The following is a 23,965-nucleotide window of genomic DNA, read 5'->3' as shown; positions in this document are numbered from 1 at the left end:
TTCGCCGGCTTCCGGCGCTGTGACCCGAACCCACGATAACCACACGATGTGGCGGGAGTCACCCCCGATTCCGGATGGAAATTGCGGGCTGTCCGATTCTCATTCGGCTGGGGCCCAGACCGTTTCCCGATTCTCGTTCGACTTCTCGTCGGCGCCCCAGGTGACGGTCGTGCGCGTGCGGCCGGTCCCGCGCGAGCGCACGTCCGGCGGGCCCGGCATTCTCATTCGAGTGACCGAAAATTGATGTGCGATCGGTGCAGCGCGCTGCGTGCCTGCGCTACCGTGCACCCCACGGGATCGTCCGGCGGCCGACGCTCGACGTCCCCTGGCAAGTGTGGAAGCAGGTGCAAGGTGTCCGGTACACCACAGATCAGAGGGACTTCGCCGGTGGCGGGCCTCGAGCGCGGACGCCTGACGTTCGTCGAGGTACTGGCCCAGTCCGTCTCGGCCGTCGCCCCCTCGGCGGTGATGGTCACCCTGCCGGCTCTCGTCATCCCCGAAGCCGGGCGCGCCGCGATCCCGGTGTTCGTCACGGCGGCGGTCCTGATGGCGGCCGTCGGCTACTGCATCGGACAGTTCGCCGCCCGCATGGTCGCGGTCAGCGGCCTGTACAGCTACACGGTGAAGGGGCTCGGTCCCCGCGTCGGCTTCGCCGGGGGATGGTCGCTGCTGATCGGCTACGCGGCCGCCGCCATGGCCAGCACGGTGGGTGCGGCGAGCTATCTGGCGTCGTTGCTCGAACGGGTCGGGTTGTCCGCCGGAGCGCCGACGAGCGCGGTGCTCGCCGGAATCGTCGGGGTGGTCGCACTGCTGCTGATGGTGCGCGGCGTCCAGCTCTCCGCCCGGATCATGCTGGGGGTCGAGGCATTCGCCATCGTCGCCGCCTCGGTCGTCCTGGTGATCGCGTTCGTCGTGGCTGTCCGGGACGGCGCGTCCCCCTCGGCTCCGAGAGCGACCGGTTCGGATTCCGCGATCGGTTTCGCGCTGCTGCTGGCGATCACCTCGTTCGTCGGTTTCGAGAGCGCCGGAACGGTGGCCCGCGAGGCCCACCACCCGCTGATCAGCGTGCCGCGCGCGATCCGGTGGACGCCGATCGTGCTCGCGGCGCTCTACGTGTTCGCCGCAGCGATGCAGTCGCCCGAGTCCGCGAGGGAAGGTGTCGGCTCCCTGCGGATCGTGCTCACCCTCCCGGACACCGCCGGCAGTGGCTCGGCGGTGCTGGCGGTCGTGATGGAACTCGGGATCACCGCGTCGTGGTTCGCATGCGTCATGGGTTCCACCACCGCGCTGTCGCGCACGCTGTTCGCGATGGGCCGGGAGGGTGTCGCCCCGGCGATCGTCGGCCGGGCCCACGCCCGGTTCCGCACGCCGCACGTCGCCCTGATCGTCGCGATGCCTGTCGTCGTGGTCGTGCCCGTGGTGTTTCTGATCGCGACGGGCTCGACCCGGGACGTCCTGATCGGGTTGCTGGCCCTCTCGGCGCACGGGTACGTCCTCGCCTACATCCTCGTCTGTGTCGCTACGCCCGCATTCCTGCACCGGATCGGCGAGCTGACCCGTATGCCGCTGATCGTCGGCGTGCTCACCGCGGCCTGCCTGGTGGCGCTGATCGTGTGGGCTGCCGCGTCGAGGCTCTACGTGGCGGGCGCGATGACCGCCGTGTACGCGGTCCTGATGCTCCTCGGGGGTGTGCTGCTCGCGGTGCGGGTGCGTCGGGACCCGGGCGTCGCGGATCGGATAGGCGTCTACGACGAGACCGTGGCCGACGATCTGCTCGGCCGGCACCGCCCGTGGCAGGTGCGGCGGTGAGCCCCGTCGACGGAACCCTGTCGGGGCGTCAGCCGAAGGCCGTGATCAGCGCCCTGCGCGTCCTCGAGGAGGTGGCCCGGGCGGGCCCCGGCGTCACCGCCAAGGACATCGCAGCGCACCTGTCCCTGCCGCCGGCGACGACCTATCGGCTCCTGAACCTGCTCGCCGGGGAGGGCTACGTCGTCCGGCTGCCCGATCTGTCCGGCTTCGCTCTGGGGCGCAAGATCGGCGTACTCGTCGACGCGGCCGTCGTCCCGACGGTCTGCACGGCCGCCCGCACCCTGCTGACCGAGCTTCGGCTGACCGTCCGCTTCGGCGTCCACCTGTACTACTACACCGACACGACGCTCCGCCTCGCCGACGCCGACCCCGAATATCCGCCCCGCACGGACGAGGCTGTCCTCACGCGGTATCTCCATGCGAGCGCCGTCGGCAAGCTCCTGCTCGCCGAGAAGAACGACCTCGACGCCGTCCTCCCCCGGTGGGACCTCCGCGCCCTCACCGGTCGCACGATCGTCGTGCGCAGCGACCTGCTCCGTCACCTCGCGGAGATCCGCGACCGGGGCTTCGCCACCCAGCTCGGCGAACTGCGCGACGACTGCGCGTGCCTCGCCGTCCCCGTCCGGTCCGCCGCCGGCACCCTGGTCGCGGGTCTGGTCCTGTCCGGCAGCATCGACCACCAGCATCTGCTGACGCGTCATCTCGAGTCGCTCCGCGAGCACGCGCGGCAACTCGCGCCCCTGCTCACCTGAGGGGGCGCGACGAGCCCGCCCCGGCTCGGAACGGACTGCTACGTGGACTGGGCCCACGCATCCCGGTTCGACACCAGGCCGAGCCGAACCGCCCGGACCACCGCGCCGACCCGGTTGGGGGCATTCAGTTTTCGCAGCAGGTGCTCCACATGAGTGTTGACCGTGCTGCGCGAGAGCTGCATCTGCTGCGCGATCTCACGGTTGGACAGGCCGGCGATCACGAGTTCGAGAACCTCGTGTTCCCGTGGCGTGAGGGCGACCGCTTCCTGCCGCGTCAGCGTGTCCACCGACCAGGCGGCGTACTCCCGGGCGTCGCTCAGCGTCGTCTTGACCCCGGTGGGCACCGAATCACGTGTCACACTGACGTGCAGCGCTCCCACTGCGACCCCGGTGGGCGACGTCAGGACGATAGAGGTGCCTTCGGAGAATCCGGCGGGAGCGAACACTTCGCGCACCGAGTAGGTCTCGCGATACGACGGGATGTCGCGCCAGGTCAGCACCGCGGAGGGCTCGGCCCGAACCGCCTGCATGCCCGGATCCCTGTCGACGAAGTCGGTGACCAGGTAGTCCAGGGTGCGGTCGTCGTATCCACGGCTGGCGACCACCGCATGCCGGCCGCCGGCGACGCGGGTCACGGCAGCCGCCGCGCACCCGAGCTGATCCGTCATGTACCGGGTGAGCCCGGTCATGCGATCGACGGCGTTCTCTCCCAGCAACACCGAGACCAGTCCACTGAACACGGGTACGACCATCGCTCGACGATAGTCGAATCCCGTGTCCAGCGGAGCCGAATCCTGTTATCGGACAGATACGTTCCGGTTCCCGCGGGCGCTCGCCCGCCCCGTCACAGTTCCGGGACCCGATCCGCCCAGGGGCGAGCGCGTTCGAAGTTCGCCGCTGCGCGCAGGACCGCGGCGTCGGCGTGCAGCCGTCCCGCGATCTGCAGGCCGACCGGACGTCCGTCCGAGGTGAATCCGGCAGGGACGGTGACGGCCGGGGTGCTCAGCATGTTGTACGGGTAGGTCATCAGCCAGCCGAGCAGTTGCGAGCGCAGCGACGCCCCCGCCAGCCGGTCGGGAGCGAACTGCCCCAGCGGATGGGCCGCTTCACACAAGGTGGGCGAGACCAGCAGGTCGTAGTTCTGCATGAACGCCGAGAACGTATCCCACATCCGGCCACGGAACAGGTCTGCCCGCCCGACGTCGACACCCGTGAGACGCTCTCCCTCACGCATCAGTTCGACGAGATTGTCGTCCACCTGGCCCTGCCACTCGTCCCAGTCGAGCATGTCGTGTTCGGCCGCGAAGCCGGGAACCCAGATGCCGTGCCACATCGCTTCTTCCGGGTCTCCCCAGGCGGGGGTCGCCTCCTCGACCCGGGCTCCGAGGTCCTCGAACACCCGGACGGCCTCCGCGCAGATCGCCGCCACCTCCGGATCGACCGTCGCGAAGCCCAGGTCAGGGGACCAGGCGATGCGCCACCCGGCGATGTCCTTCCTCGTTTCGGCGACGTAGTCGGTGTCCGAGGCCGGCAGACTGAGCGGATCGGATTCGTCCGGGCCGGCAACGACACCGAGCATGAGGGCGTTGTCCTCGACCGTGCGGGTGATCGGACCGTGGTAGGCCCAGTGGTAGAAGCGACCGGCCAGGATGGTCTGCGGCACCCGTCCGGTCGAGGGCTTGAGGCCGACCACGCCGCACAGCGACGCGGGAATGCGGACCGATCCCGCTCCGTCGCTGCCTTCGGCCAGCGGGCCGAGGCCGGCCGCGACGGCGGCGGCAGCGCCGCCGCTGGAACCTCCCGCGCTGTATCCGCGCTTCCACGGGTTGTGGGTGGGGCCGAACAGGTGGTTGTCCGTGCCGCCGTAGTAGCCGCTCTCCGGCGTGTTGGTCTTGCCCAGGTAGAGACCGCCGGCGGCCTTCAGCCGCCGGACGATCACCGCGTCGTGGTCGGCGATGCTGTCCTTCATGGGCACCATGCCGAACGTCAGGGGCCGCCCCGCCACGGCCGTCAGGTCCTTGATCGTGAAGGGCACTCCGTGCAGGGGGCCGACGGATTCGCCGCCGCCGAGCTTCTCGTCCAGGGCGCGCGCGTCGGACAGGACCTGTTCGCGATCGAAGTCGACGATTGCGTTGATCGTCGGGTTGACGCTCTCCACACGCCCCACGAAGTGCTCCGCGACTTCGCTCGCGCTGATCTGTCCTCGGCGAACATCGTCCGCGAGTTCGGTTGCAGTGAGCCAGGAAAGATTGTCGGTCATGGTCGTCTCCGTGATTCGGTCCGGTCGAGGTGGCTCGACCATAGGAATCCGGCGATCCCGCCGACAATCGGTCAACTTACCGATCTTTCGGACCGGCCGGTGCGCCCTACCGTCCCGGACGCCGCGGCGTCGGTGCGGCGACGGACCGGGACACGATCATTCGCTGATCTTCTTCGCTCCCAGGATGTCCTGCAGCAACTCGATCGCCACGTCCTCCGGTTCGCGCCGCGTCGACGGGTCGACCGGGGTGGCGGCCTCGGCGAACATCTCCTCCTCGTCCTCGGCGGTGACGTCGGCGGGGCTGATCCGCGGAGGCTCGTAGCCGGGCTCGGGGCCGGGGTCGTCCGGGTAGTCCGGCGCCTCGGGCGGTGGGATGTCGTCGGCCTCGGGACGCGGCGGAGCGGGGGTGGCGGCCGGAGACGCCCCGCCCGGCTGCGGGGCGGGCTGGGCCTGCCGCGCCTGGCTGGGCCGGGAGAACCGCGGCTGACCGGAGGGGCGCGACGCCGACTGGGCCGCGGCCGGTTTCGCAGCGGTGGGGGGTGTCGCAGCGCCCTGGACGCAGGTCACCTCGAAGTCCACCCCGAACACCGCCCGCAGGGCGTCCGCGATCACCGCGGCGTTGCGCGGTTCGACGAGCCGTTTGACCAGCGGAGCGGAATCGTGGCCGAGGACGATGCGGCCCGCGTCCACGCTGCGGACCGTGGCACCGGACAGCATGACCTCGACGGTGCGGCTGCGCTCGCGGACCTTGCTGCGGACCTCGGACCACACCGCGCGGACGGCGGCGGCGTCGGGTCCGGCGGCCGCGGCGGGCGCCGGCGCGGGCTGCGGTCCGGGTTCCGGCTCGGTCGGTTCCGGTTCCCGCACGACGGGGCGAGGCGCAGGCTCCGGTTCCCGCACGGGCTCCCGTACGACGGGCCGTGGTGCCGGCTCCGGTTCACGTGCCGGCGCGGCGGCAACCGACGGTGTTTCCGACGGTGGCGCCGGGACCGGCTCGGCCGCGGGCTCGACGACGGGTGCGGGCTCGACGACGGGTGCGGGCTCGACGACGGGTGCGGGCTCGACGACGGGTGCGGGCTCGACGACGGGTGCGGCCGGTGCTGCCCGCCGCTGGGAGGGACGCTGGAACCTGGCGGCCGGCTCGTCGGGCGCGATCGGCGCGGGCGCGGCCGGGACCGGCGGGACGGCCCGCGGCGCGACGCTCGGCGGCGCAGTGCCCGGCGGAACGGCGCCCGGCGGCGCTGCCGCGATCCCGCTTTCGAGACGCTCGAGACGTTGCAGGACAGCCGATTCCGAATCGGACGCGGCCGGCAGCAGCATCCGCGCGCACATCACCTCGAGAAGCAGGCGCGGCGCCGTGGCCCCGCGCATCTCGCCGAGGCCGGAGTGCACGATCTCCGCGTACCGGGTCAGGGTGGCGGGACCGATCCGGTCGGCTTCCTCCCGCATCCGCTCGAGCACGTCACCGGGCGCGTCGACGAGACCGCGCTCGGCGGCGTCGGGCACCGACCGCATCAGGATGAGGTCACGGAGCCGCTCGAGCAGGTCGACCGCGAACCGTCGTGGGTCGTGGCCGGCGTCCATCACCTTCTCGACGGTTCCGAACAGTCCCGCCCCGTCGCCGGCGGCGAGGGCGTCCACGGCCTCGTCGATGAGGGCGACGTCGGTGACCCCGAGCAGCGCGAGTGCCCGGCTGTAGGTCACGCCCTCCTCGCCGGCGCCGGCGAGGAGCTGGTCCATCACGGACAGCGAGTCGCGCGGCGAGCCCCCGCCCGCACGGATCACCAGCGGGTAGACGGCATCCTCGACCGGCACGTTCTCCTGCGTGCAGATCTTCTCGAGCAGCCCGCGCATGACCGGGGGCGGCAGCAAGCGGAACGGATAGTGGTGGGTGCGCGAGCGGATCGTCGGCAGCACCTTCTCCGGTTCGGTCGTGGCGAACACGAAGATCAGGTGCTCCGGTGGCTCCTCGACGATCTTGAGCAGGGCGTTGAAGCCCTGCGTGGTGACCATGTGGGCCTCGTCGACGATGAAGATGCGGTACCGCGACTCGGCCGGCGCGTAGAAGGCGCGGTCGCGCAGTTCGCGGGTGTCGTCGACGCCGCCGTGGCTCGCGGCGTCGAGTTCGATGACATCGAGGTTGCCGCCACCGCCGGGACCGAGCGCCACGCAGGACCGGCACGTCCCGCACGGCGCCGACGTCGGACCCTCCGCGCAGTTCAGCGAGCGCGCCAGGATCCGGGCCGAGGAGGTCTTGCCGCAGCCGCGGGGGCCCGAGAACAGATACGCGTGATTGATGCGACCGGCGTCGAGGGCGATGCTCAGGGGCTCGGTGACGTGCTCCTGACCCACCACCTCGGCAAAGGTCGCCGGTCGGTACTTACGGTAGAGGGCCACGCGCCGAGACTACCGGCGCCGACCGACAGACCGGCCGCGTGGTTGCGACGAAGCGATGCGGGTATCCGACGGCCATGACCGAAACACGACCGTTGGCCCTGGTGACCGGAGCGTCGAGCGGAATCGGCCTGGAACTCGCCCGACTGTTCGCCCGGGACGGCTACGACCTCATCCTGGTGGCCCACTCCGATGCCCTCGACGACGCCACCCGCACACTCGCCGCCACCGGCGCCGCCACGATTCCGGTGCGCGCCGACCTACGGACGGCGGCGGGCGTGGAGGAGGTGTGCGCCGCCGTGACCGCCACGGGCCGGCCGCTGGCCGCCGCGGCGCTCGACGCCGGCACCGGGCAGGGTGGCCTGTTCGTCGACACCGGCCTCGACGACCAGCTCGAGGTGGTGGACGTCAACGTGCGTTCGACCGTGCACCTGGCCAAGTACGTTCTCGGCGGGATGACCGCGCGGGGCGCCGGCCGCGTACTGATCACCTCGTCGGTGGTCTCGGAGATGCCCGGGCCCTACCAGGTGGTCTACAACGCCTCCAAGTCGTTCCTGCAGTCGTTCACCGGGGGACTGCACGAGGAACTGCGCGGGACGGGGGTCACCGTCACCGCGCTGATGCCGGGGGCGACCGACACCCCGTTCTTCCGCAAGGCCGAGATGGCGGACGCGCCGATCGCTCGCGGCCCGAAGGACGACCCGGCCAAGGTCGCCCGCAAGGGCTACGAGGCGATGCGCGGGGGCAAGCGGAAGGTGGTGGCCAGCTCGCCCATGTCCAAGACCATGGCGCTCACGGCGGCGGTGATGCCGGATTCGGTGAAGGCCTTCCTCCACCGATTCATGGCCAAGCCGGCGTCCGCGCCCCGGTAGGCCGTGCCGATCGAGCCGGTCTAGATCGGGGTCGCAGCGAGGCGGATCGCGGCACGGTAGGTGCGGGAGAGCATCGCGATGCCGCGCCACTCCCCGGGAGCCGGCGGGGTCGTACCCGAACGCGCGCACCTCCTGCGCGCACCGGCAGGCGATCGCGAACTTCGCGGCCCATTCCAGCGCGGCCTCCCGGGAGGGCAACTCCAGTACCGTGAAGCCGCCTGCGAGCTGCTCGGTCTGCGGGTACGTGCCGGCGGTCACTTTGCCGTCCCCTTCGACGAGGACCGGCGGAACGCTCTCGTCGATTCCACCGCCGAACACCCAGACGCCGGCGTCCTTCGCCTCCTCCACCACCGCGTGCGCCGCATCCGACACTGCCTGCATTTCCCCGTCGGGAACGACCATGGCGCCACTCGGGAACGAGATCAGGTACTTCGTCATCGCGTCGGCTCCTTCTTCCCCGGGCTCGGACCCGTCCTCGCCGATGCGGGCACGCTGCGCACGAGACTCGCTCGCCCGCCCCCGACGGGCGTCCGGCTCCCGCACCGCCGGCGCCGAGCACGCGATCGACTCGCCCCCGTCGTGGCAGGTGTCAGAGATGGGGCAGCGCCCAGCTGAGGAACACCACGCCCGCAAGGATTCCGAAGATGCCGGCGAGCATCCCGACGAGCGCATCGAGGGACTTCGCTTCGTCGGTGAACACGGCGGGCCGCCGGGTGGCGGCGATGCCGGTCCCGAGGGCGGTCGCACCGAGCAGAATGCCGAAGCCGAACGTCCAGAAGGTCACGATCGAGAGGGCGCCGAGCATCAGGGCCAGATCGGCTCCGTTGTCCTCGACTGTCTCACGCAGCCGCGACAGGGCGGGGAAGTCGAATCGGGAACGGTGTGGTCCGGAGCGGAAGGGAGTCTGCAGGACGGACATGGTCTTTCGAATCCTCGTCGGAGATGGCGGAACGGAATGCAGCACGCGAGGGCGGAGCCGTACGGAATCTTCTGCAGGACAAGAATTCCGAGATCCGCGACGGCGCGGTAACCGGCGCTCGGCGCGAGGGGACGGATACGGCACACGACATCTCGTATCGACCTCACCCCTCGGCCCGGCTGCTACGCAGCACAGATTAGCACTCGCCGACGCCGAGTGCTAACGCTGCCGACTCCGATCGCTCGTCTCACCGATCCGGCTCCGCGCCAGTACAGTTCCTTCATGCGCGCGGGGAGGACGGCGAAGGTGTGGGCGGCGGCCCTGGCGATCCTCGCCGTGGCGATGGGCACCACCGGTACCGCCACCGCCGATCCGGATCCGGGCGCGCGGGTCACCACCGACGGCACGGGGCTGCGACTCGACGGGCAGCCCTGGTGGCCGACCGGCTTCAACGCCTACCAGCTGGGCACGAACTGGGCGGTGAACTGGGGCTGCGGCGCCATGGTCGATCTGGACGCCTACTTCGGCGCCCTGCCGCCACATTCGCTCACCCGCTTCAACGCGTTCCAGGCTCTGGCCGTCGACCGGTTCACCGGCGAGCTCGATTTCGGCCCGCTCGATGCCGTGTTCGCCGCGGCCGAGGCCCACGGCCAACTCGTGATCCCGGTCCTCGCCGCCCAGGACGGCGCGTGCGAGGACGAGGTGTTCAAGGACCGGCAGTGGTATCTGGACGGATGGACGGAGCCGGTCGATCACGAGCGCGAAGTCCTGAGCTTCCGGGACTGGGTGACGACGGCGGTGACGCGATGGAAGGACTCCCCCGCTCTGGCCGCCTGGGAACTCGTCGGCGAACCCGAGACCAGCGTGTGCACCGATGCCGAGTGCTCGTGGTGGCTGCGGCGGTGCCCGCCGGACGCGGCGGCCGTCCTGCGCGGGTTCTTCGACGTCGCGGGGGCCCAGGTCCGCGCCCTCGATCCGCGCACCCTGATCACCGCGGGGTTCACCGGCGGCGGGCAGTGCGGCACCCAGGGCGACGAGTACGCGACGGTCGGCTCGTCGCCGTGGGTGGACGTCGTCCAGTACCACGACTACGGCGCCGACGCGGTCCCCCTTCCGGGCGACCAGTGGAACGGTCTGGCACGCCGCATCACCCAGGCCCGGCAGATCGGCAAACCACTCCTGGTGGCGGAGATCGGCGAGCTGGCGGGCCGGTGCGGCACCACGGCCGACCGCGCCGAGCACATCGCCACCAAGATCGCGGGACAGAAGGCGGCCGGCACCGCCGGGGCGCTCATCTGGGCGTTCGTGCCCGACCCCCGCCCGGACGCCTGCACGTACGACGTCGGCCCCGACGACGAATTGTGGGGCGTGATCGAACAGTTCGGAACCACCGGGGACTCCGCCGAGTCGACCCCGGCCACCGGCTGACCGGCCACCGCGCGACGGCACCCGCACGGCCGGGCGGGTCTTCCCGGCTCACGGTTTCCGGCGGACGTGGTTTGGCATCGCGCCGGCCCGGGTAAAGGAGGGCGATCACGGCCCGGCGTCGCCCCCACCGGCACCCGCCGGAAGGTGACACCGACAAGTAATCGCGGCCAGCACAGGAGGGGTCATGACACTCGACTACGACACCCGTAAAGAGCTCGACACGGACGAGCTGACCACCCCCACGCTCCCGGCGGTGAGCGAGACGGTGGAGCCGGACGACGGCGACATCGCCGAGTTCTTCGAACTCCCCGGCGCCGACCTGTCCGGCGAGGAGCTCACCGCCCCGGTCGTGCCGCGGCGCAGCGACGAGTTCGTCTGCGACAGCTGCTTCCTCGTCCATCACCACAGCCGGCTCGCACGGTCCGACGACGGCACGACGCGCTGCCGGGACTGCAGCTGACGGATCTCGATCGAAAGGGCGGAACGAGAACGGTTTTCCGCCGAGGTGTAGTTCTCGACCGTCCGGGGTAACAGTAGTCGTGACCACGCCGGCAGCGGCGGGTGAAGACCGGAGGGGACCGGAAGGGTCCCCGAACGAAGGGAAGTGGAGCGTGCTCGGACTCGGAATCATCGGGTGGATCATCATCGGCGGCCTCGCCGGCTGGATCGGCAGCAAGATCATGAAGACCGACGAGCAGCAGGGGATCCTGCTGAACATCGTCGTGGGTGTCATCGGCGGCCTGCTCGGTGGCTTCCTGCTCAAGCTCCTCGGCCGCGACGTCGAAGGCGGCGGACTGATCTTCAGCTTCCTCACCTGCCTCCTCGGTGCGGTGATCCTGCTGTTCGTGGTCAAGGCCGTCACCGGTCGCCGCCCGGTCACCCGCCGGTAGTCTCGCAGTTCAGTCACCACACACGCGGCGGCCTCCCGTCACCCCGTTCCGGGGCACGGGAGGCCGCCGCGCTGCGCGAGCCGGATCCTCGCCGGGCGTGTCGGGCGTCGCCCGCTGCGAAAAGGGGACCTTTCCGGCATGCTGACCGGGTGGATGGCGCGTGCGGTGAGCGTGGGGGTCATCCCGGAACCACCGGCGAGCGACGAGAGGGACACCGATGGACGACACCGCAGCAACGAAGGCGCGCTCTGCTTCCGGGAGCCGCACCCAGGAGACCCACGAGCTGTCCCAGGAGGACCTCGCCGCCGTCGTGGAGGCGCTGACCGGGCGTCCGGCCGACGTCCCGGAGCCCCCGCAGGCCCCGAAGCGACGCCGGTCGCCCCGGAAGAAGACCTGAGCCGCCGGCCGACGGACTCGCCGATCCGCGCCGTGCAGGCTCACTTCTTCCCGGCGGCTGCCTTCAACGCCTTCTTGAACTCCCGGACCTCCTGCAGGGTCTGTGCATCGACGACGTCGGCGATGGACCGCCGTGACCCGTCCTCGCCGTACTCCCCCGCAGCCTCCCGCCAGCCCTCGGGTCGCACCCCGATCTGCTTTCCCAGCAGGGCGAGGAAGATCCGGGCCTTCTGGTCGCCGTAGCCGGGCAGGGCCTTCAGGCGCTTCAGCACCTCCCTGCCGTCGGGGTCGCCACTCGTCCACAGGGCCGCCGCGTCACCGTCGTAGCGGTCCGCGATCTCGGCGCACAGCGCCTGGATCCGCTTGGCCATCGATCCGGGGAACCGGTGCACGGCCGGCGGCCCGGAGCAGATCGCGGCGAACTCGTCCGGATCGGCCTCGGCGATCCGGTGCACGTCCAGACCGCCGAGGCGGTCGGCGAGCTTCTTCGGTCCCGCGAACGCGGTCTCCATCGGCACCTGCTGATCGAGGAGCATCCCGATGAGCAGGGCGAGCGGGTCGGCGGCGAGCAACGCATCGGCGTCGGCATCACCTACGAGGTTCAAGGTCGGTGCCATGCTCACGATCCTCGCATCCACGGGAGTCCGGCGAGCGAACGGCGCGACGATCAGCCCTGGCCGCCCAACGCGAACGCCACCAGGAAGCCGAGGGCCGTGGAGATTCCGACCCACCAGCCACCCTCCCGATATGCCTCCGGCATCAGTGAGTCGGAGATGACCGCGATCGTCGCGCCGCCGGCGAAGGCCTGGACGAGTGAGATGCCGGCGGGGGGCAGCGAGTCGGCGTACGCCGTCGCGAGCACCACCACGAGCACCAGCAGTGTCGCCGTGATACCCCAGATGAGCACGGCTTTCCGCCGATCGAAGTTCGAGCGCATCGACGCGGCACCGGCCACGGCCTCCGGCAGGTTGCCGACCGCGACGGCCACCAGCAGCACCAGTCCACCGCCGCCGGCGCCGGCGCCGGCGAGCGTCACCCCCAGGGCGGCGTTCTCGGGGATCCCGTCGAGCAATGCCCCGAGCATCAGGGCCCACCCCAGGGCAGCGGTGCCGAGCCTGCGCTCGATCAGCCGATCGGCGACGACGTACACCGAGGCCCCGAGCAACAGCGCACCGCCGGCGGACCACAGGCCCTGGTCCGCGAAGGCGGGCGCGAACAGTTCGGTGGACACCGCGGCGACCATGGCGCCTGCACCGAAGGCCATCAGCGCCGCGAGCAGAGGTCGGGGTAGGTCGTACCGGAGCCCGACGAGGGCACCGGCGAACAGGGGCACCGCAGTTCCCAGTCCGTACCAGAGGGCGGTCAGCACCGGATCACTCTACGACTGCAGCAACGAGAGATGTTGCATGCCAATACCGAACACTTCCGTCCGCGACGGCGGTCACCCAGGGCGCCGCAGCCGTCCCGGGGTCGACGTCCTCGACACCGGCGCGTAGCGACCTGCGCACCGGCGCCCGGTAGCGTCCTGTCGCGGCGGCAGAGCGAGCGGCCGCCGCCTCACCACTGCCTGGAACCCGGCTCCACCTCGAAACGCTCGCGGTAACGTCTTTCCGCCTCCCCCAGCACCTTCGGGCTCAACCGGGCGTGCGGGCGGATGTCGATCACCAACGGCTCCTGGTCGAGGCCACGGCCGACCATCGTGCCCTCGAGCAACCACAGGAAACGCCCGTCGGTCTCGTCGCCGGCGGCGTACCGGTGGATCCGACGCGCAACCCAGTCCTCGACAGGACGCCGCCACCACGGTTCCGGGGCAACGGGAAGGACGGACCACCCCGGCAGGGTGAGGTTGGCCGCCCGATCGCGCGTGGGACCGTCCGCAGCGTCCGCCGCCGGCCCCCGGGAAAAACGCAGGTAAAGGAGCGGATTCCCGGCGACGAGCGCAGCGAGCTGGTCGAGACCGGTGATCACCTGCATGTCGTCGGGATCGGGATACATCTCCTCGCGCAGCATCGTCGACGCGTCTCGTCCGGCCGTCAGCTCGGGTCCGGCACCGGGCGAGGCGAGGACCGCCGTCGTCGGATCGGCTCACCGGTGCCCACGACGGCTCCCTTCGTCGACGGTTCCGGCGCGAGCGTCGCAGGACACCCGCTGACCCGCACGATACTCCCGAATCCTGGTCCGACCCACGCAACGCGATCCGCGGTGGATCGCACGAGCGGGCATGCGGGCGAGAAGCGCGCCGTCCGCGACGGCGTGCCGGAGTATCGTTCGGATATGCCACTCCACGGCGAAGAATCGGAGTACACGCGCGTTCTCGAAGACGTCCGGGACCTCGTCGCACACGCGATCGGTGCGGGAAATTCCGCGGAGAGCGTCCGGGAGTTCTGGCGCGAACAGATCGACCGGTACGTCGAGGACGCGGCGGCCTCGGACCGAATGTGACACGGGTTCGACCGTAGTGGTGCGGTGTTCGGCCGCGCGGCCGGCGCGCACTCGGAAGGGGGGCGGATGGTCCAGGCCGGTTCGGGCGTGAGGATCGCGCTCGTGCTCGTCACGGCGGCCGTGGCAGGCGCGGTCACCGCGGCGACGCTCCCCGTGGGGCCGGTCACGACGGTCCACGCGCTTGCGGTGATGACGTCCGGCCTGCTGCTCGGTGCGGTCGGCGGCTGGGCCGGGCGCTCGGCCTGGATGGTGGTTCCGCTCGTCCTCGCCTACGGCATTGCACTGGAGATCGTCCGGCTGGACGTGTCGGTACCGACGATCGACGACGTGCGGCTCGACTCGATCTACGGCGTGCTGGCGCTGACGGTGAGCCGAGGCCTGCACGCGATCCTGCTGGTGCTGCCGATGCTGGTCGGTGCCCGCCTCGGGGTCGCGCTCACCCGACGGCGCGCCGGGACCCCACCCGGACCCCGTCGAGGACTCGTGCTCACCTCGGTCCTCGGCGTGCTGACGCTCGTACTGGCAGCCCTGATCGTCCGGCCGGCCTCCACACCTGCCGTGCTCGGGCCCGACGGGCAGCCGGTGGGAGTGGCGGCTCTCGAGACCGTGTCGCTGGGCGGCGACGACCACGCGCTGATGATCCGCGCCGCGGATCCCGGGAGGCCTGTGCTGCTGTACCTGTCGGGCGGCCCCGGCCAGTCCGACATGGCGCTGGCACGCGCCCTGGCGGAGCCGTGGGTGGACGACGTCGTGTTCGCAACCTACGACCAGCGCGGCAACGGCAAATCCTACGGCGCGCTGTTCCCGACCGACGAGACCACCCTCGAGCGGGTCGTCGCCGATACCGTCGAGGTCGCCGAGTATCTCCGGGACCGCTTCGACGAGGACCGGATCTATCTCATGGGTGAGTCGTGGGGCACGATCCTCGGTGTCCGCACCGTGCAGCAGCGCCCCGACCTGTTCGCCGCGTACCTCGGCAGCGGACAGATGGTGAACGTCCGGGAGACGGACCGCCGGATCTACCGCGATCTGCAGGAGTACGCGACCCGGACCGGTGACACGGACCTCGCGGCGACCCTGCAGGAGATCGGGGAGCCGCCGTATGCGGACATCCCGTGGGCGAACGCGCAGATACTCGCTGCCTACGACCACCTCTACGATCCGTACGAGCCGGCGGCGGGGTATCGCGCGCGGGGCGAGGCGAGCGGCCTGGACGGCTTCGGGATTCTCGGCACCGAGTACTCGCTGATAGACAAGGCGAACGTGCTGCGGGGGCTGATCGACACCTTCACCGTGATGTATCCGCAGATCCAGGACATCGACTTCCGGCGGGATGCGACCCGGCTCGAGGTGCCGGTGTACATCCTCGACGGGGCGGCCGAACTCGACGGGCGCCGGGAACTGCTCCTGGAATGGTTCACCCTGCTCGACGCGCCGGAGAAGAGACTGATCACGTTCGACGACGCTGCCCATGCGGTCGCATTCGAGCAGGCCGACGCCGTGGAGCAGCTGCTTCGAGACGACGTGATCCCGAGGACGTCCGGCCGGTGACGACGGGCGGCCGGTTCTCCACCGGTTGTCCACGGCTTGTCCACAGAGTTGTCCACAGGTGGGGGATACGCTCGGCCCCGGCCGTCGTGTGACGACCGGGCCGAGGGACGGAACTGCTCGCCGACTACTTCCCGAGGGCCTTCTCGGTCGCCGCGAGGAGCACACACGTCGCGACGCCGTCCATGGCGGTGGCGAGCTCGTCCAGCGACGGGAAGCTCGGAGCGAGCCGGATGTTCTTGTCGTCGGGGTCGTTCTTGTACGGGAACGCCGAGCCCGCCGCGGTCAGCGCGATCCCTGCGTTCTTCGCGAGGGAGATGACCCGCTTGGCGGTGCCCTCCACCACGTCGAGGCTGATGAAGTAGCCGCCCTTCGGCTCGGTCCAGGACGCTACCTTCGACGACCCGAGCCGGTCCTCGAGAATCTTCAGCACGAGCGCGAACTTCGGCGCGAGCAGTTCGCGGTGCTTGGCCATGTGTGCCCGCACCCCGTCGGCGTCACCGAAGAAGCGGAGGTGACGCAGCTGGTTCACCTTGTCCGGGCCGATGGTCTTGATACCGAGGAACTTCTCGTACCACGCCAGGTTCTCGGCCGAGCTGCCGAAGAAGCTGACGCCGGCGCCCGCAAAGGTGATCTTGGATGTCGAGGCGAGGACGAACACGCGGTTCGGATGACCGGCCTCGGCCGCCATGCCCAGGATGTCCAGGGCGGGAGCCGGTTCCTCGACCAGGGGATGCACGGCGTACGCGTTGTCCCAGAAGATCCGGAAGTCCGGGGCGGCCGTCGGCATCGACGCCAGTTCGCGGGCGACGCGCTCGGAGAACACGACACCGGTCGGATTCGAGTAGGTGGGGACCGCCCACATGCCCTTGATCTGCGGGTCCGAGCCGACGAGCGCGGCGACCTTCGCCATGTCCGGTCCGTCGTCGCGCATGGGCACCGGAATCATCTCGATCCCGTACGACTCGGTGATCGCGAAGTGCCGGTCGTAGCCGGGCGCGGGGCACAGGAACCGGACGACGGGCTCCTGGGACCACGGGCGCGGCGAATCCACCGTGCCGTGCAGCAGCGACGCCACGATCAGGTCGTGCATGATCTCGAGGCTTGCGTTGTTGCCGGCGATCAGGTTCTCGGTGGGGATGTTCAGGAGCTCCCCGAAGATGGCGCGCAGTTCGGGCAGTCCGCGCAGGCCGCCGTAGTTGCGGCAGTCGGTGCCGGACGCGTCGCGGTAGTCGTCGACCCCGGGCAGCGACAGCAACTCCGCGGAGAGGTCGAGCTGCTCGGGGGAGGGCTTGCCGCGAGTCAGGTCCAGCGTCAGCTTCTCGGCTTCGAGTCGCGCGTAGTTGTGGGACTGGCGCTCGTGCTCTGCGACGAGTTCCTCATGGCTCATCAACCCAATCTGGGTTTGGGTAGGCATGCGGAAGGACCTTTCACCGCGCCCAACGGCACGGGCATCGGCATCGGAAGCTAGGGGACCCCGCGCACCCGGCAGAGCCCGTTGACCCTTGCTGCCTTCCGGCCCTGGGGGAGTTCACAGGATGCGCGCCGCGCGGGATCCATCGGCCAGTGTAGACACACATCGCCCGCGACCGTGAATCGACCCCGTCGCACCCCTCCGAAACCTGCGGCGACCTCCCCGTTTGGCATCTACCAGGTCGTATTCGGTATGCTTCCCCACGGAGGATTCGCCTAGTGGCCTATGGCGCTCGCCTGGAACGCGGGTTGGGTTAACGCCCTCAGGGGTTCAAATCCCCTATCCTCCGCCACGGCAACGGCCCGTGACCAGTGGAAACACTGGTCACGGGCCGTTGTCGTTCGTCGGGCACGCAGTCGCGCGGTCGACAGTCATCCGCTGCCGCAATTGCGGGTGCGTACGACTGAACGAGGCGCGGCTGTCCACCACAGCTCACTCGCAGGCGACGCCGTCGCCGTCACCGTCCATGTTCTCGCTGTACCCGGGCTGACCGGCGTACAGCGGCGCCGCGCCGGCGGCCCGCGCCTCGGCGCAGTTGCGGTACACCACGGCCGGAGCCGGCTCCGGAGCCACCGACGGGACGGGTTCCGGGACCGGGGTCGTGGCAGGCGCGGGGACCGGGTTCGTGGCAGGCGCGGGTTCCGGGACCGGGGTCGTGGCAGGGGCGGCGGCACCGCACCCGGTGAGGACACGGACCATCGCGTCGTGCTCGGCCTGGGTCACCCACAACCCGTAGAGGGCCTTGACCTCGATCTGGCGCGCGACGTACGTGCACCGGTACGACCGGTTCGGGGGCAGCCAGGTCGCGGCGTCGCCGTCGCCCTTCTGCTGGTTGGCGGCACCGTCGACGGCCTGCAGGTTGCGGGGATCGTTGGCGAAGTTCGCGCGGGTCTGTTCGTCGAGCTGCTGGGCGCCCTTCTGCCACGCGTCGGACAGTGCGACGACATGATCGATCTGCACGTCGGCGGAGGTGTCCTGGCCGCGACGGAAGTCGATGGTCGTGCCCGTGTAGGCGTCGTGGAGGGTGCCGAAGAGGACGACGCAGTCCCGGGTGGCGGTCTTGTAGGTGATGTCGACCAGGTCGCGCCGCAGGATGTCGTTGCGGGTGTCGCACCCGTTGTGGCCGCCGTCGACGTCGACGTCGTCGCTCCACGCCGGTCCGAAGAGCTCACGGTCGTAGCCGGTCTTGGGTGCTCGGCCCTTGATCGGCAGGGTCGCGAGCGTGGCCAGCGCCGGCGTGGCGGACACGTCGGCAGGGACGGGGGTCGGCGGCGTCGCAGGGGCCGGTGCGGGGGTGGTCGTCGGGGTCGCGGCGACGGTGGGCGCGTGGGTCCGGGTGCCGATGTCGGTCGCCGTGGCGCATCCGGTCAGCAGCAGGGCCGCCGCAGCGAGTCCGGCGCTCCATCCCTGTGTGCGGTGATGCGGGGACTGGCGGGACGGTGAGGCGAACACGCTGGGTACTCCTGGGGGCGGGATGCGGCACGGCAGCACCCTCCGCGGGGGAACGAAAGGGTGTCTCCGGGAGGTCGCACCGGACATCCCTTTCGTTACCAGAGGTAACAGCACGGATTGATTACGATTCGTCCGTGGTCGGATACGGCAGACAACTCACGGCCCTCGCCGTCGCACTGTCGGGCCTCGCCGGGTTCGTCGACGCCCTCGGGTTCATCACCCTCGGCGGCGTGTTCGTGTCGTTCATGAGCGGGAACTCCACCCGGCTGAGCGTCGGCCTGGCCGAGGGCACCTGGGGTCCCGCCGCGCTCACCGCCGGGGTCATCGGCCTGTTCCTCGTCGGCGTCGTCCTCGGTGGGGTGGTCGCGCAACTGTCCGACCGCAGCCGTCGCGCCCGCAAGACCGCCGTGCTCGCCACGGTCTCCGCGCTCCTGCTGCTCGGGGCGCTCGCCCACACCGCGGGCTGGACGCCCGTCGCGGTGGTGGCGATGACCCTCGCCATGGGTGCGGAGAACTCGGTGTTCCAGCGCGACGGTGAGGTGAGCGTGGCCCTGACGTACATGACCGGGGCGCTCGTCAAGATCGGGCAGCGGCTCGCCGCCGCGATGTTCGGCGGACCCCGCTGGACCTGGCTGCCGTACCTGGGTCTGTGGCTGGGACTGGTGACCGGCGCCGTCGGCGGCGCCGCGGCGCATCGGATGCTCGGACTGCACGCCCTGTGGATCGCCACCGCGGCCGCCGTCGCGCTCACCCTCGCGGTGCGGCACCTGCCGTACCGGCCGTAGCGGAGTCCGGTTCCCCAGGCGGGCAGCGGTTGTCGGTGCCGGCGCCTACGCTCGTGGGCCATGAGGTGGTATGTGCCGAGCGCTCCCAGCGCGGACCTCGCCGAGCACGTGGTGTGCGTGTGGTCGGCGGTCTCCGACGGGCAGAGTCACCTCCTCGTGCCGGACGGATGCGTCGACGTCCTGTGGATCGCCGGCGTCGGCATCCGCGTGTGCGGCCCGGAAACGTCCGCGTGGTCGTTCACCCTGCCGCCCGGCATCGTCTCCGCCGGGGTGCGGTTCCGCCCCGGTCTCGCCTCGTTCGCCCTGCGCGCGTCGGCCGCGCAACTCCGCGATACCCGCGTCGGGTTGGACGACCTGATCGGCTCGGCAGGGGCCCGACCACTCGCCGACCGGCTCGACAACGCCCGGACCGCCCCCGAACGGCTCGAGGTGTTCCAATCCGCGGTGCGGCGCTGGCTCGCGCACGGCCTTGCCCCCGACCCGCTGATCGGGCATCTCCGGCAGGCGCTCTCCGGACACTCGTGGAGCGTCGGCGCGCTCGCCGAGACCGCCGCGCTCACCGAACGTCAGCTGCAGCGCCGCTGCAACGAGGCGTTCGGGTACGGCCCGGCCACGTTGCGATCGATCCTGCGCCTGCAGCGGTTCATGGCCCTGGCCGACGCCGCACCCGCGCGCGGCCTGGCCGAGCTCGCCGCGGCCGCCGGCTACAGCGACCAGTCGCACCTGAACCGGGAGACGCGCAGGATCTCCACCCTGACGCCCACCGCCCTGCTCGCCGGGGAGGCGCCGCGGTGGCACGGCCCGGGCTCGGCCCTCGATGTCCGAAGTATCCAATCCCTCGGCGACCGCGGGGCGGAAGAATCCGTGGCTTAACGCCTCTCCTGCCTGAAGGCTGGAGATTCCCGGCTCAGACCGCAACCGCACCACCGAGGAGGTGATCCGCTTGTCTGACGTCGTCGACACCGGTGTGGCCGCGCTCCGCCACAGCCAGAACCACTCCGGCAGCGTTCCGATCCCGGCATGCGCTGTAGCCGCACGCCGGGCACCGGAAGATCCGTTCCGCGAGTCCGAGGGGCTGCTTGGCTCTCGCGAAACACCCCGAACACGTCATGCTCGTGTACGCGGGCCGCACCAGCACCACCTTCCGGCCGGCCCGCCTGCCCCGCTCGACGAGTTCTCGCTTGGTCGCGGCGATCGCCGCGTCCGCGGCCTTGCGCGCCATCGTGGACTTGGCCAGGAACCGCGGCCGGAAATCCTCCCCCGCGATCACCGCATGCTGGGCGACCACCCGCCGCGCCCACACCCGCGCCTCGTGCCGGGTCCGCGCCGCGGCCTTCTGCTGGATCTTCGCCGCCCGCTTACGGGCCCGCCGGTAGCCGTTCGACGGGGTTCGGCCTCTTCCCCGGCGGCGACGGGTCATCGTGCGTTGCGCCTTCGCCAGCTCCGCCGCGCAGCGGCTGCGGTGCTGCCGGTGCGGCAGATCGAACCGTTCGTCGGTGGTGGTCGCGGTCCTGCTCACGCCCCAGTCGACACCGATCGCCGAACCCTCGGGGGCCGCGGGCACCGGTTCGGCATCGCGGGTGACGACGAACGAGGCGTACCAGTGCCCCAGCGGATCCCGGGTGATGCGCACACTCGACGGCTCGGACGGCAGCTCCCGCGACCACACCACCGGGACACTGACCCCCTTGGCGAGCACCAACCGGCCCTCGCGCAGGGTGAAGCCGCGGCGGGTGTACTCGAGCGTCGGCAACGCCTTCTTGCGGGCCTTGCACCGCGGCCGGCCCCGCCCGGTGATCCGGAACGAGTCGTCCAGGGCGCGGGCGTAGGTCCGCAGCGTCTGCTGCTGGGCCACCTGGGATCCGGCCCGCAGCCACGACGACTGCTGCCGCGCCCGGGTGAGCAGTCTGCTCAGCTTCCCGAAGGTGGGTCTCGCACCGGATTTCTGTTGGTGGACCGCTTCGTTCCACAGGAACCGGCACCGATGCCACTCGTCGAGCAGGGCACGTTCGGCGAGGCGACCCGGCCGCAACCGGTAGTTGTAGCGCACCACCTCGCCCCCCATGCCCGGCACGGTAGCCGCACCCACCGACACGTGTGCCCGACACCACCCCGACACCGAGAAAGGAGGACGGCGCTTGCGCTCCCTCGTCAACGAGGCAGTATCCGCGCCGAACACCAGATGACCGAGACCCTCTCCCCCGCCCGTCACTACCGCGAACTCGCGGCGAAGTTCACCGCACGCGTCGAGGCCGTGCCCGCCGACCGATGGGACGCGCCGTCGCCCTGCGCGGGCTGGTCCGCCCGCGACGTGCTGCGGCACGTCGTCGACACGCAACGGCAGATCGTCCCCGTCGTCGGCCTGGAACTGCCCGCCGGCCCGTCGCCGGACACCGACCCGGCCGGAGCCTGGGCCGCCACCCGCGACGGCATGCAGACGATCCTCGACGATCCGTGGCGCGCCGGCCTCGAGTACGACGGCCACTTCGGCCGCACCACCCTCGCCGCGACCGTCGCGCGGTTCTACAACTTCGACCTCGTGGTGCACGCCTGGGACCTCGCCCGCGCCGCCGGCCTGGACGACACCGTCGACGACGAGGACCTCGACTTCGTGGAGGCGACGGCGCAGGCCCTGGGTGACTCGATCCGGATGGAGGGAGTCTGCGGACCGGCCGTCGAGGTGCCCGCGGACGCCGACCGGCAGACCCGGGTGCTCGCGCACCTGGGGCGTCGCGCCTGATCGGCGGTAACCTCGCGCCTGACCGGCGGTAGCCTCGGGGCATGCGCGCTCCGGGCTGGTGGCTTCCGGTGTCGCTGCTGGCCGTGGCCGCCCTCCTGTCCGGTCCCGCCGAGGTCACCCCGCCCGCGCCCGTCACGTCCGTCGGCATCCCGGCGACGGGACTGACCGCCGACGTCCCGGCGACGTCCGCGACGATGTACGCGGGGGTGACCGATTCCGCCGACCCGCCGCTCCCGCGCGCCGTCGGCGAGCGCGGCGCACCGGCGTCCGTCGGCGACGAGTTCGACGAGTATCCCTATGTCCGCTACGAACTCGAATTTCCCCCCGGAACCGAGTCGGTGACGCTCCGGTGGCAGGGCCGCAGCGTCAACCTCGACGACCTCGCCCTGCACGTGCGCACCGACGGTTCGTGGGGCGAGCCGCGGGCCGTCGCGCGGCCCGAGGTGCCCGGCGGACCGATCGTGCTCGAGGCGCGGGTCACCGACGTCGCCGGCCCCCTGGAGATCCTGGTGATCGACGCGCCCCGTCGCGACCGGAGCTTCCGCGACGCCGCACCGGACCAGGCGTTCGCCGACCCGGCGGATTACGACTTCGCGATCCAGCACCTCACCGACACCCAGTACCTCGCCCGCGACGACACCGCCGTCTTCCGGGACATGACCACGTGGACGGCGCAGCAGGCCCGTGCCCGGAAGATCGCCTACGCCGTGCACACCGGGGACCTGATCCAGTCGTGGATCCGGCCGGGCGCCCCGGACGCCCGCGCCCGCACGGAGTTCGAGGTCGCGTCGGAGGCGATGGGAATTCTCGAGGCGGCCGGCGTGCCCTACGGGGTCCTGCCCGGCAACCACGACAACCTGTGGAACGTCGCCGGCCGGCTCGTGCCGGGCGAGCACGAACGCAACCATGCGCTGTACAACGAGTACTTCGGGCCGCAGCGGTACCGGGACCGGCCGCAGTGGGGTGACTCGGTGACCGACGCCGACAATTCGGCGCACTACGACCTGTTCGAGATCGCCGGCACCCCCTTCCTCGTCCTCTACCTCGGCTACAACCCGCCGGAGCACGTGATGCACTGGGCCGAGGGGGTGCTGGCCGCCCATCCCGACCGCAACACGATCGTCGCCGCGCACTACTACCTCGACGAGGACGGCCGTCTCCGGATGAGTGGATTCGGCGACATCGGCGGCAGTTCCGGCCAGCAGATCTGGAACCGGCTCGTCGTACCGCACGAGTCGGTGTTCATGGTGCTGTCCGGGCACGTCGACGGGCAGACGACGGTGACCGACCGCCCGATCCCCGGCAGTGACCGGTGTGTGGTCGAGATGCTCGCCGACTATCAGTACTTCCTCGTCGACGGCCGGCGCGCGACGGGATTCCAGCGGTTGCTGCAGTTCGATCTCGACGGCGGCACGGTCGCCGTCACCACCCACTCGCCCGCCCTCGACAGTTTCCGGGTGGAGGACCACGACCCGCGCCGCCGCTACACCCCCGAGGACGGCGATTTCGTGGTGGACGTGCAGTTGCGTGCCGGTGTGCCCCGCGCGGTGATACCCGGATGAGCACGGATCACCCTGCCGCCGAGGCACGTTCGGCGGTCGCCGCGCGGCTTCCGGGGCGGGCCTCCCCGAGCGCGTCGGCGGCGTCGCCCGCGGTGCGCTCCGCGGTTCGCAGCGGTCGCGTCACCGTGGGCGGCCGGCGCGCGGACGCTGCCGAAGAGGAGCCGCCGGCCGTACCCGGCCGCGGGGTGCTCCCGCCGGCCGAGCCGACCGGTGTGCTGCACCCGGACGGCGCGGGGAGTTCC

The 23,965-nt window shown here is 71.0% G+C and carries 23 protein-coding genes, 1 tRNA gene, 1 other RNA gene and 1 pseudogene; 14 read left to right on the top strand and 12 right to left on the bottom strand.

Annotation, left to right across the window (positions count from 1 at the left end):
* The first annotated feature begins 387 nt into the window (after positions 1 to 387).
* Both F1734_RS03800 and F1734_RS03795 read left to right on the top strand, forming a co-directional pair.
* The gene (locus F1734_RS03800; RefSeq protein ID WP_238424096.1) at positions 388 to 1,809 is read left to right on the top strand and encodes an APC family permease; all 1,422 of its coding nucleotides are present in this window, start codon (positions 388 to 390) and stop codon (positions 1,807 to 1,809) included.
* Complete coding sequence (locus F1734_RS03795; RefSeq protein ID WP_099528216.1) at positions 1,806 to 2,561, top strand: IclR family transcriptional regulator; 756 nt, start codon at positions 1,806 to 1,808, stop codon at positions 2,559 to 2,561. The genes F1734_RS03800 and F1734_RS03795 overlap by 4 nt, the downstream gene beginning before the upstream one ends.
* Before the next feature lie 38 nt (positions 2,562 to 2,599).
* Here the strand turns inward: F1734_RS03795 and F1734_RS03790 are convergent, their stop codons facing one another.
* From F1734_RS03790 to F1734_RS03780, 3 genes are all read right to left on the bottom strand, one after another.
* Positions 2,600 to 3,313 carry a response regulator transcription factor gene (locus tag F1734_RS03790; protein ID WP_010594903.1) on the bottom strand — a complete coding sequence of 238 codons (714 nt, stop codon included), beginning with the start codon at positions 3,311 to 3,313 and terminating at the stop codon, positions 2,600 to 2,602.
* Positions 3,314 to 3,405: 92 nt separating this feature from the next.
* Positions 3,406 to 4,821 carry an amidase gene (locus F1734_RS03785; protein ID WP_040273584.1) on the bottom strand — a complete coding sequence of 472 codons (1,416 nt, stop codon included), beginning with the start codon at positions 4,819 to 4,821 and terminating at the stop codon, positions 3,406 to 3,408.
* Between the two features lie 156 nt (positions 4,822 to 4,977).
* Positions 4,978 to 7,218: a DNA polymerase III subunit gamma and tau gene (locus F1734_RS03780; RefSeq protein ID WP_203011371.1), complete on the bottom strand. Its 2,241-nt coding sequence runs from the start codon at positions 7,216 to 7,218 to the stop codon at positions 4,978 to 4,980.
* A 74-nt stretch (positions 7,219 to 7,292) separates the two neighbouring features.
* On the opposite strand from F1734_RS03780, the gene F1734_RS03775 reads away from it, so the two are divergent.
* The gene (locus F1734_RS03775) at positions 7,293 to 8,087 is read left to right on the top strand and encodes an SDR family NAD(P)-dependent oxidoreductase (protein WP_203011370.1); all 795 of its coding nucleotides are present in this window, start codon (positions 7,293 to 7,295) and stop codon (positions 8,085 to 8,087) included.
* A gap of 102 nt (positions 8,088 to 8,189) precedes the next feature.
* Here the strand turns inward: F1734_RS03775 and F1734_RS26485 are convergent.
* Positions 8,190 to 8,525, bottom strand: a pseudogene (locus F1734_RS26485) (YciI family protein); the annotation flags it as partial.
* Positions 8,526 to 8,676: 151 nt separating this feature from the next.
* Positions 8,677 to 9,006, bottom strand: a complete 330-nt coding sequence (locus tag F1734_RS03765; RefSeq protein WP_203011369.1) for a hypothetical protein — start codon at positions 9,004 to 9,006, stop codon at positions 8,677 to 8,679.
* Positions 9,007 to 9,312: 306 nt separating this feature from the next.
* On the opposite strand from F1734_RS03765, the gene F1734_RS03760 reads away from it, so the two are divergent.
* The 4 genes from F1734_RS03760 (at position 9,313) to F1734_RS03745 (ending at position 11,721) form a co-directional block, all read left to right on the top strand.
* A complete protein-coding gene (locus tag F1734_RS03760; RefSeq protein ID WP_203011782.1) occupies positions 9,313 to 10,434 on the top strand; it encodes a beta-mannosidase in 1,122 nt (373 codons plus the stop codon).
* 184 nt (positions 10,435 to 10,618) lie between these two features.
* Entirely contained in the window at positions 10,619 to 10,894 is a 276-nt protein-coding gene (locus tag F1734_RS03755; RefSeq protein WP_010594896.1) for a DUF4193 family protein, read from the top strand.
* A gap of 151 nt (positions 10,895 to 11,045) precedes the next feature.
* Positions 11,046 to 11,324, top strand: coding sequence for a GlsB/YeaQ/YmgE family stress response membrane protein (locus F1734_RS03750; protein ID WP_203011368.1), 279 nt, complete (start codon positions 11,046 to 11,048; stop codon positions 11,322 to 11,324).
* Between the two features lie 217 nt (positions 11,325 to 11,541).
* Positions 11,542 to 11,721, top strand: a complete 180-nt coding sequence (locus F1734_RS03745) for a hypothetical protein (RefSeq protein ID WP_017682363.1) — start codon at positions 11,542 to 11,544, stop codon at positions 11,719 to 11,721.
* Between the two features lie 40 nt (positions 11,722 to 11,761).
* Here F1734_RS03745 and F1734_RS03740 read toward each other — a convergent pair whose 3' ends face one another.
* From F1734_RS03740 to F1734_RS03730, 3 genes are all read right to left on the bottom strand, one after another.
* A complete protein-coding gene (locus F1734_RS03740; RefSeq protein WP_010594894.1) occupies positions 11,762 to 12,337 on the bottom strand; it encodes an HhH-GPD-type base excision DNA repair protein in 576 nt (191 codons plus the stop codon).
* A gap of 50 nt (positions 12,338 to 12,387) precedes the next feature.
* Positions 12,388 to 13,089, bottom strand: a complete 702-nt coding sequence (locus F1734_RS03735) for a ZIP family metal transporter (protein ID WP_010594893.1) — start codon at positions 13,087 to 13,089, stop codon at positions 12,388 to 12,390.
* Positions 13,090 to 13,277: 188 nt separating this feature from the next.
* Positions 13,278 to 13,730, bottom strand: a complete 453-nt coding sequence (locus F1734_RS03730; RefSeq protein ID WP_010594892.1) for a DUF6098 family protein — start codon at positions 13,728 to 13,730, stop codon at positions 13,278 to 13,280.
* Positions 13,731 to 13,994: 264 nt separating this feature from the next.
* On the opposite strand from F1734_RS03730, the gene F1734_RS03725 reads away from it, so the two are divergent.
* Together F1734_RS03725 and F1734_RS03720 are read left to right on the top strand one after the other, a co-directional pair.
* Positions 13,995 to 14,162, top strand: coding sequence for a hypothetical protein (locus F1734_RS03725; protein WP_157180003.1), 168 nt, complete (start codon positions 13,995 to 13,997; stop codon positions 14,160 to 14,162).
* Between the two features lie 87 nt (positions 14,163 to 14,249).
* Positions 14,250 to 15,713, top strand: coding sequence for an alpha/beta fold hydrolase (locus F1734_RS03720; protein ID WP_237211598.1), 1,464 nt, complete (start codon positions 14,250 to 14,252; stop codon positions 15,711 to 15,713).
* A 124-nt stretch (positions 15,714 to 15,837) separates the two neighbouring features.
* On the opposite strand, the gene F1734_RS03715 is transcribed toward F1734_RS03720, so the two are convergent.
* Together F1734_RS03715 and ffs are read right to left on the bottom strand one after the other, a co-directional pair.
* A complete protein-coding gene (locus F1734_RS03715; RefSeq protein ID WP_026138147.1) occupies positions 15,838 to 17,127 on the bottom strand; it encodes an aspartate aminotransferase type Ic in 1,290 nt (429 codons plus the stop codon).
* 49 nt (positions 17,128 to 17,176) lie between these two features.
* An RNA gene (gene ffs / locus F1734_RS03710) (signal recognition particle sRNA small type) lies at positions 17,177 to 17,271 on the bottom strand.
* 117 nt (positions 17,272 to 17,388) lie between these two features.
* Here ffs and F1734_RS03705 point away from each other — a divergent pair.
* Positions 17,389 to 17,476, top strand: a tRNA-Ser gene (locus tag F1734_RS03705).
* 140 nt (positions 17,477 to 17,616) lie between these two features.
* On the opposite strand, the gene F1734_RS03700 is transcribed toward F1734_RS03705, so the two are convergent.
* Complete coding sequence (locus F1734_RS03700) at positions 17,617 to 18,636, bottom strand: GmrSD restriction endonuclease domain-containing protein (RefSeq protein ID WP_040273573.1); 1,020 nt, start codon at positions 18,634 to 18,636, stop codon at positions 17,617 to 17,619.
* Positions 18,637 to 18,770: 134 nt separating this feature from the next.
* On the opposite strand from F1734_RS03700, the gene F1734_RS03695 reads away from it, so the two are divergent.
* Both F1734_RS03695 and F1734_RS03690 read left to right on the top strand, forming a co-directional pair.
* Positions 18,771 to 19,421, top strand: a complete 651-nt coding sequence (locus tag F1734_RS03695; protein ID WP_010594887.1) for a YoaK family protein — start codon at positions 18,771 to 18,773, stop codon at positions 19,419 to 19,421.
* 60 nt (positions 19,422 to 19,481) lie between these two features.
* Positions 19,482 to 20,294 (top strand): helix-turn-helix domain-containing protein, encoded by an 813-nt coding sequence (locus tag F1734_RS03690; RefSeq protein ID WP_172603542.1) that lies wholly within the window; start codon positions 19,482 to 19,484, stop codon positions 20,292 to 20,294.
* A gap of 34 nt (positions 20,295 to 20,328) precedes the next feature.
* On the opposite strand, the gene F1734_RS03685 is transcribed toward F1734_RS03690, so the two are convergent.
* Complete coding sequence (locus tag F1734_RS03685) at positions 20,329 to 21,486, bottom strand: RNA-guided endonuclease InsQ/TnpB family protein (RefSeq protein ID WP_203011367.1); 1,158 nt, start codon at positions 21,484 to 21,486, stop codon at positions 20,329 to 20,331.
* Positions 21,487 to 21,603: 117 nt separating this feature from the next.
* On the opposite strand from F1734_RS03685, the gene F1734_RS03680 reads away from it, so the two are divergent.
* Both F1734_RS03680 and F1734_RS03675 read left to right on the top strand, forming a co-directional pair.
* Entirely contained in the window at positions 21,604 to 22,161 is a 558-nt protein-coding gene (locus F1734_RS03680; protein ID WP_010594884.1) for a TIGR03086 family metal-binding protein, read from the top strand.
* 41 nt (positions 22,162 to 22,202) lie between these two features.
* A complete protein-coding gene (locus F1734_RS03675; protein ID WP_102031882.1) occupies positions 22,203 to 23,723 on the top strand; it encodes a metallophosphoesterase in 1,521 nt (506 codons plus the stop codon).
* Positions 23,724 to 23,965 lie beyond the last annotated feature (242 nt).

The sequence above is a fragment of the Rhodococcus ruber genome (genome assembly GCF_016804345.1).
Lineage (GTDB): Bacteria > Actinomycetota > Actinomycetes > Mycobacteriales > Mycobacteriaceae > Rhodococcus > Rhodococcus ruber.
This window is presented reverse-complemented; position numbering and strand designations above follow the sequence as displayed.

Bases quoted from the DNA above. Each gene is read 5' to 3' on its own strand.
- F1734_RS03790 (WP_010594903.1), bottom strand. From the start codon at position 3,313: ATGGTCGTACCCGTGTTCAGTGGACTGGTCTCGGTGTTGCTGGGAGAG.
- F1734_RS03785 (WP_040273584.1), bottom strand. From the start codon at position 4,821: ATGACCGACAATCTTTCCTGGCTCACTGCAACCGAACTCGCGGACGAT.
- F1734_RS03775 (WP_203011370.1), top strand. From the start codon at position 7,293: ATGACCGAAACACGACCGTTGGCCCTGGTGACCGGAGCGTCGAGCGGA.
- F1734_RS03765 (WP_203011369.1), bottom strand. From the start codon at position 9,006: ATGTCCGTCCTGCAGACTCCCTTCCGCTCCGGACCACACCGTTCCCGA.
- F1734_RS03755 (WP_010594896.1), top strand. From the start codon at position 10,619: ATGACACTCGACTACGACACCCGTAAAGAGCTCGACACGGACGAGCTG.
- F1734_RS03745 (WP_017682363.1), top strand. From the start codon at position 11,542: ATGGACGACACCGCAGCAACGAAGGCGCGCTCTGCTTCCGGGAGCCGC.
- F1734_RS03740 (WP_010594894.1), bottom strand. From the start codon at position 12,337: ATGGCACCGACCTTGAACCTCGTAGGTGATGCCGACGCCGATGCGTTG.
- F1734_RS03730 (WP_010594892.1), bottom strand. From the start codon at position 13,730: ATGCTGCGCGAGGAGATGTATCCCGATCCCGACGACATGCAGGTGATC.
- F1734_RS03725 (WP_157180003.1), top strand. From the start codon at position 13,995: ATGCCACTCCACGGCGAAGAATCGGAGTACACGCGCGTTCTCGAAGAC.
- F1734_RS03715 (WP_026138147.1), bottom strand. From the start codon at position 17,127: ATGCCTACCCAAACCCAGATTGGGTTGATGAGCCATGAGGAACTCGTC.
- F1734_RS03690 (WP_172603542.1), top strand. From the start codon at position 19,482: ATGAGGTGGTATGTGCCGAGCGCTCCCAGCGCGGACCTCGCCGAGCAC.
- F1734_RS03685 (WP_203011367.1), bottom strand. From the start codon at position 21,486: ATGGGGGGCGAGGTGGTGCGCTACAACTACCGGTTGCGGCCGGGTCGC.
- F1734_RS03680 (WP_010594884.1), top strand. From the start codon at position 21,604: ATGACCGAGACCCTCTCCCCCGCCCGTCACTACCGCGAACTCGCGGCG.
- F1734_RS03675 (WP_102031882.1), top strand. From the start codon at position 22,203: ATGCGCGCTCCGGGCTGGTGGCTTCCGGTGTCGCTGCTGGCCGTGGCC.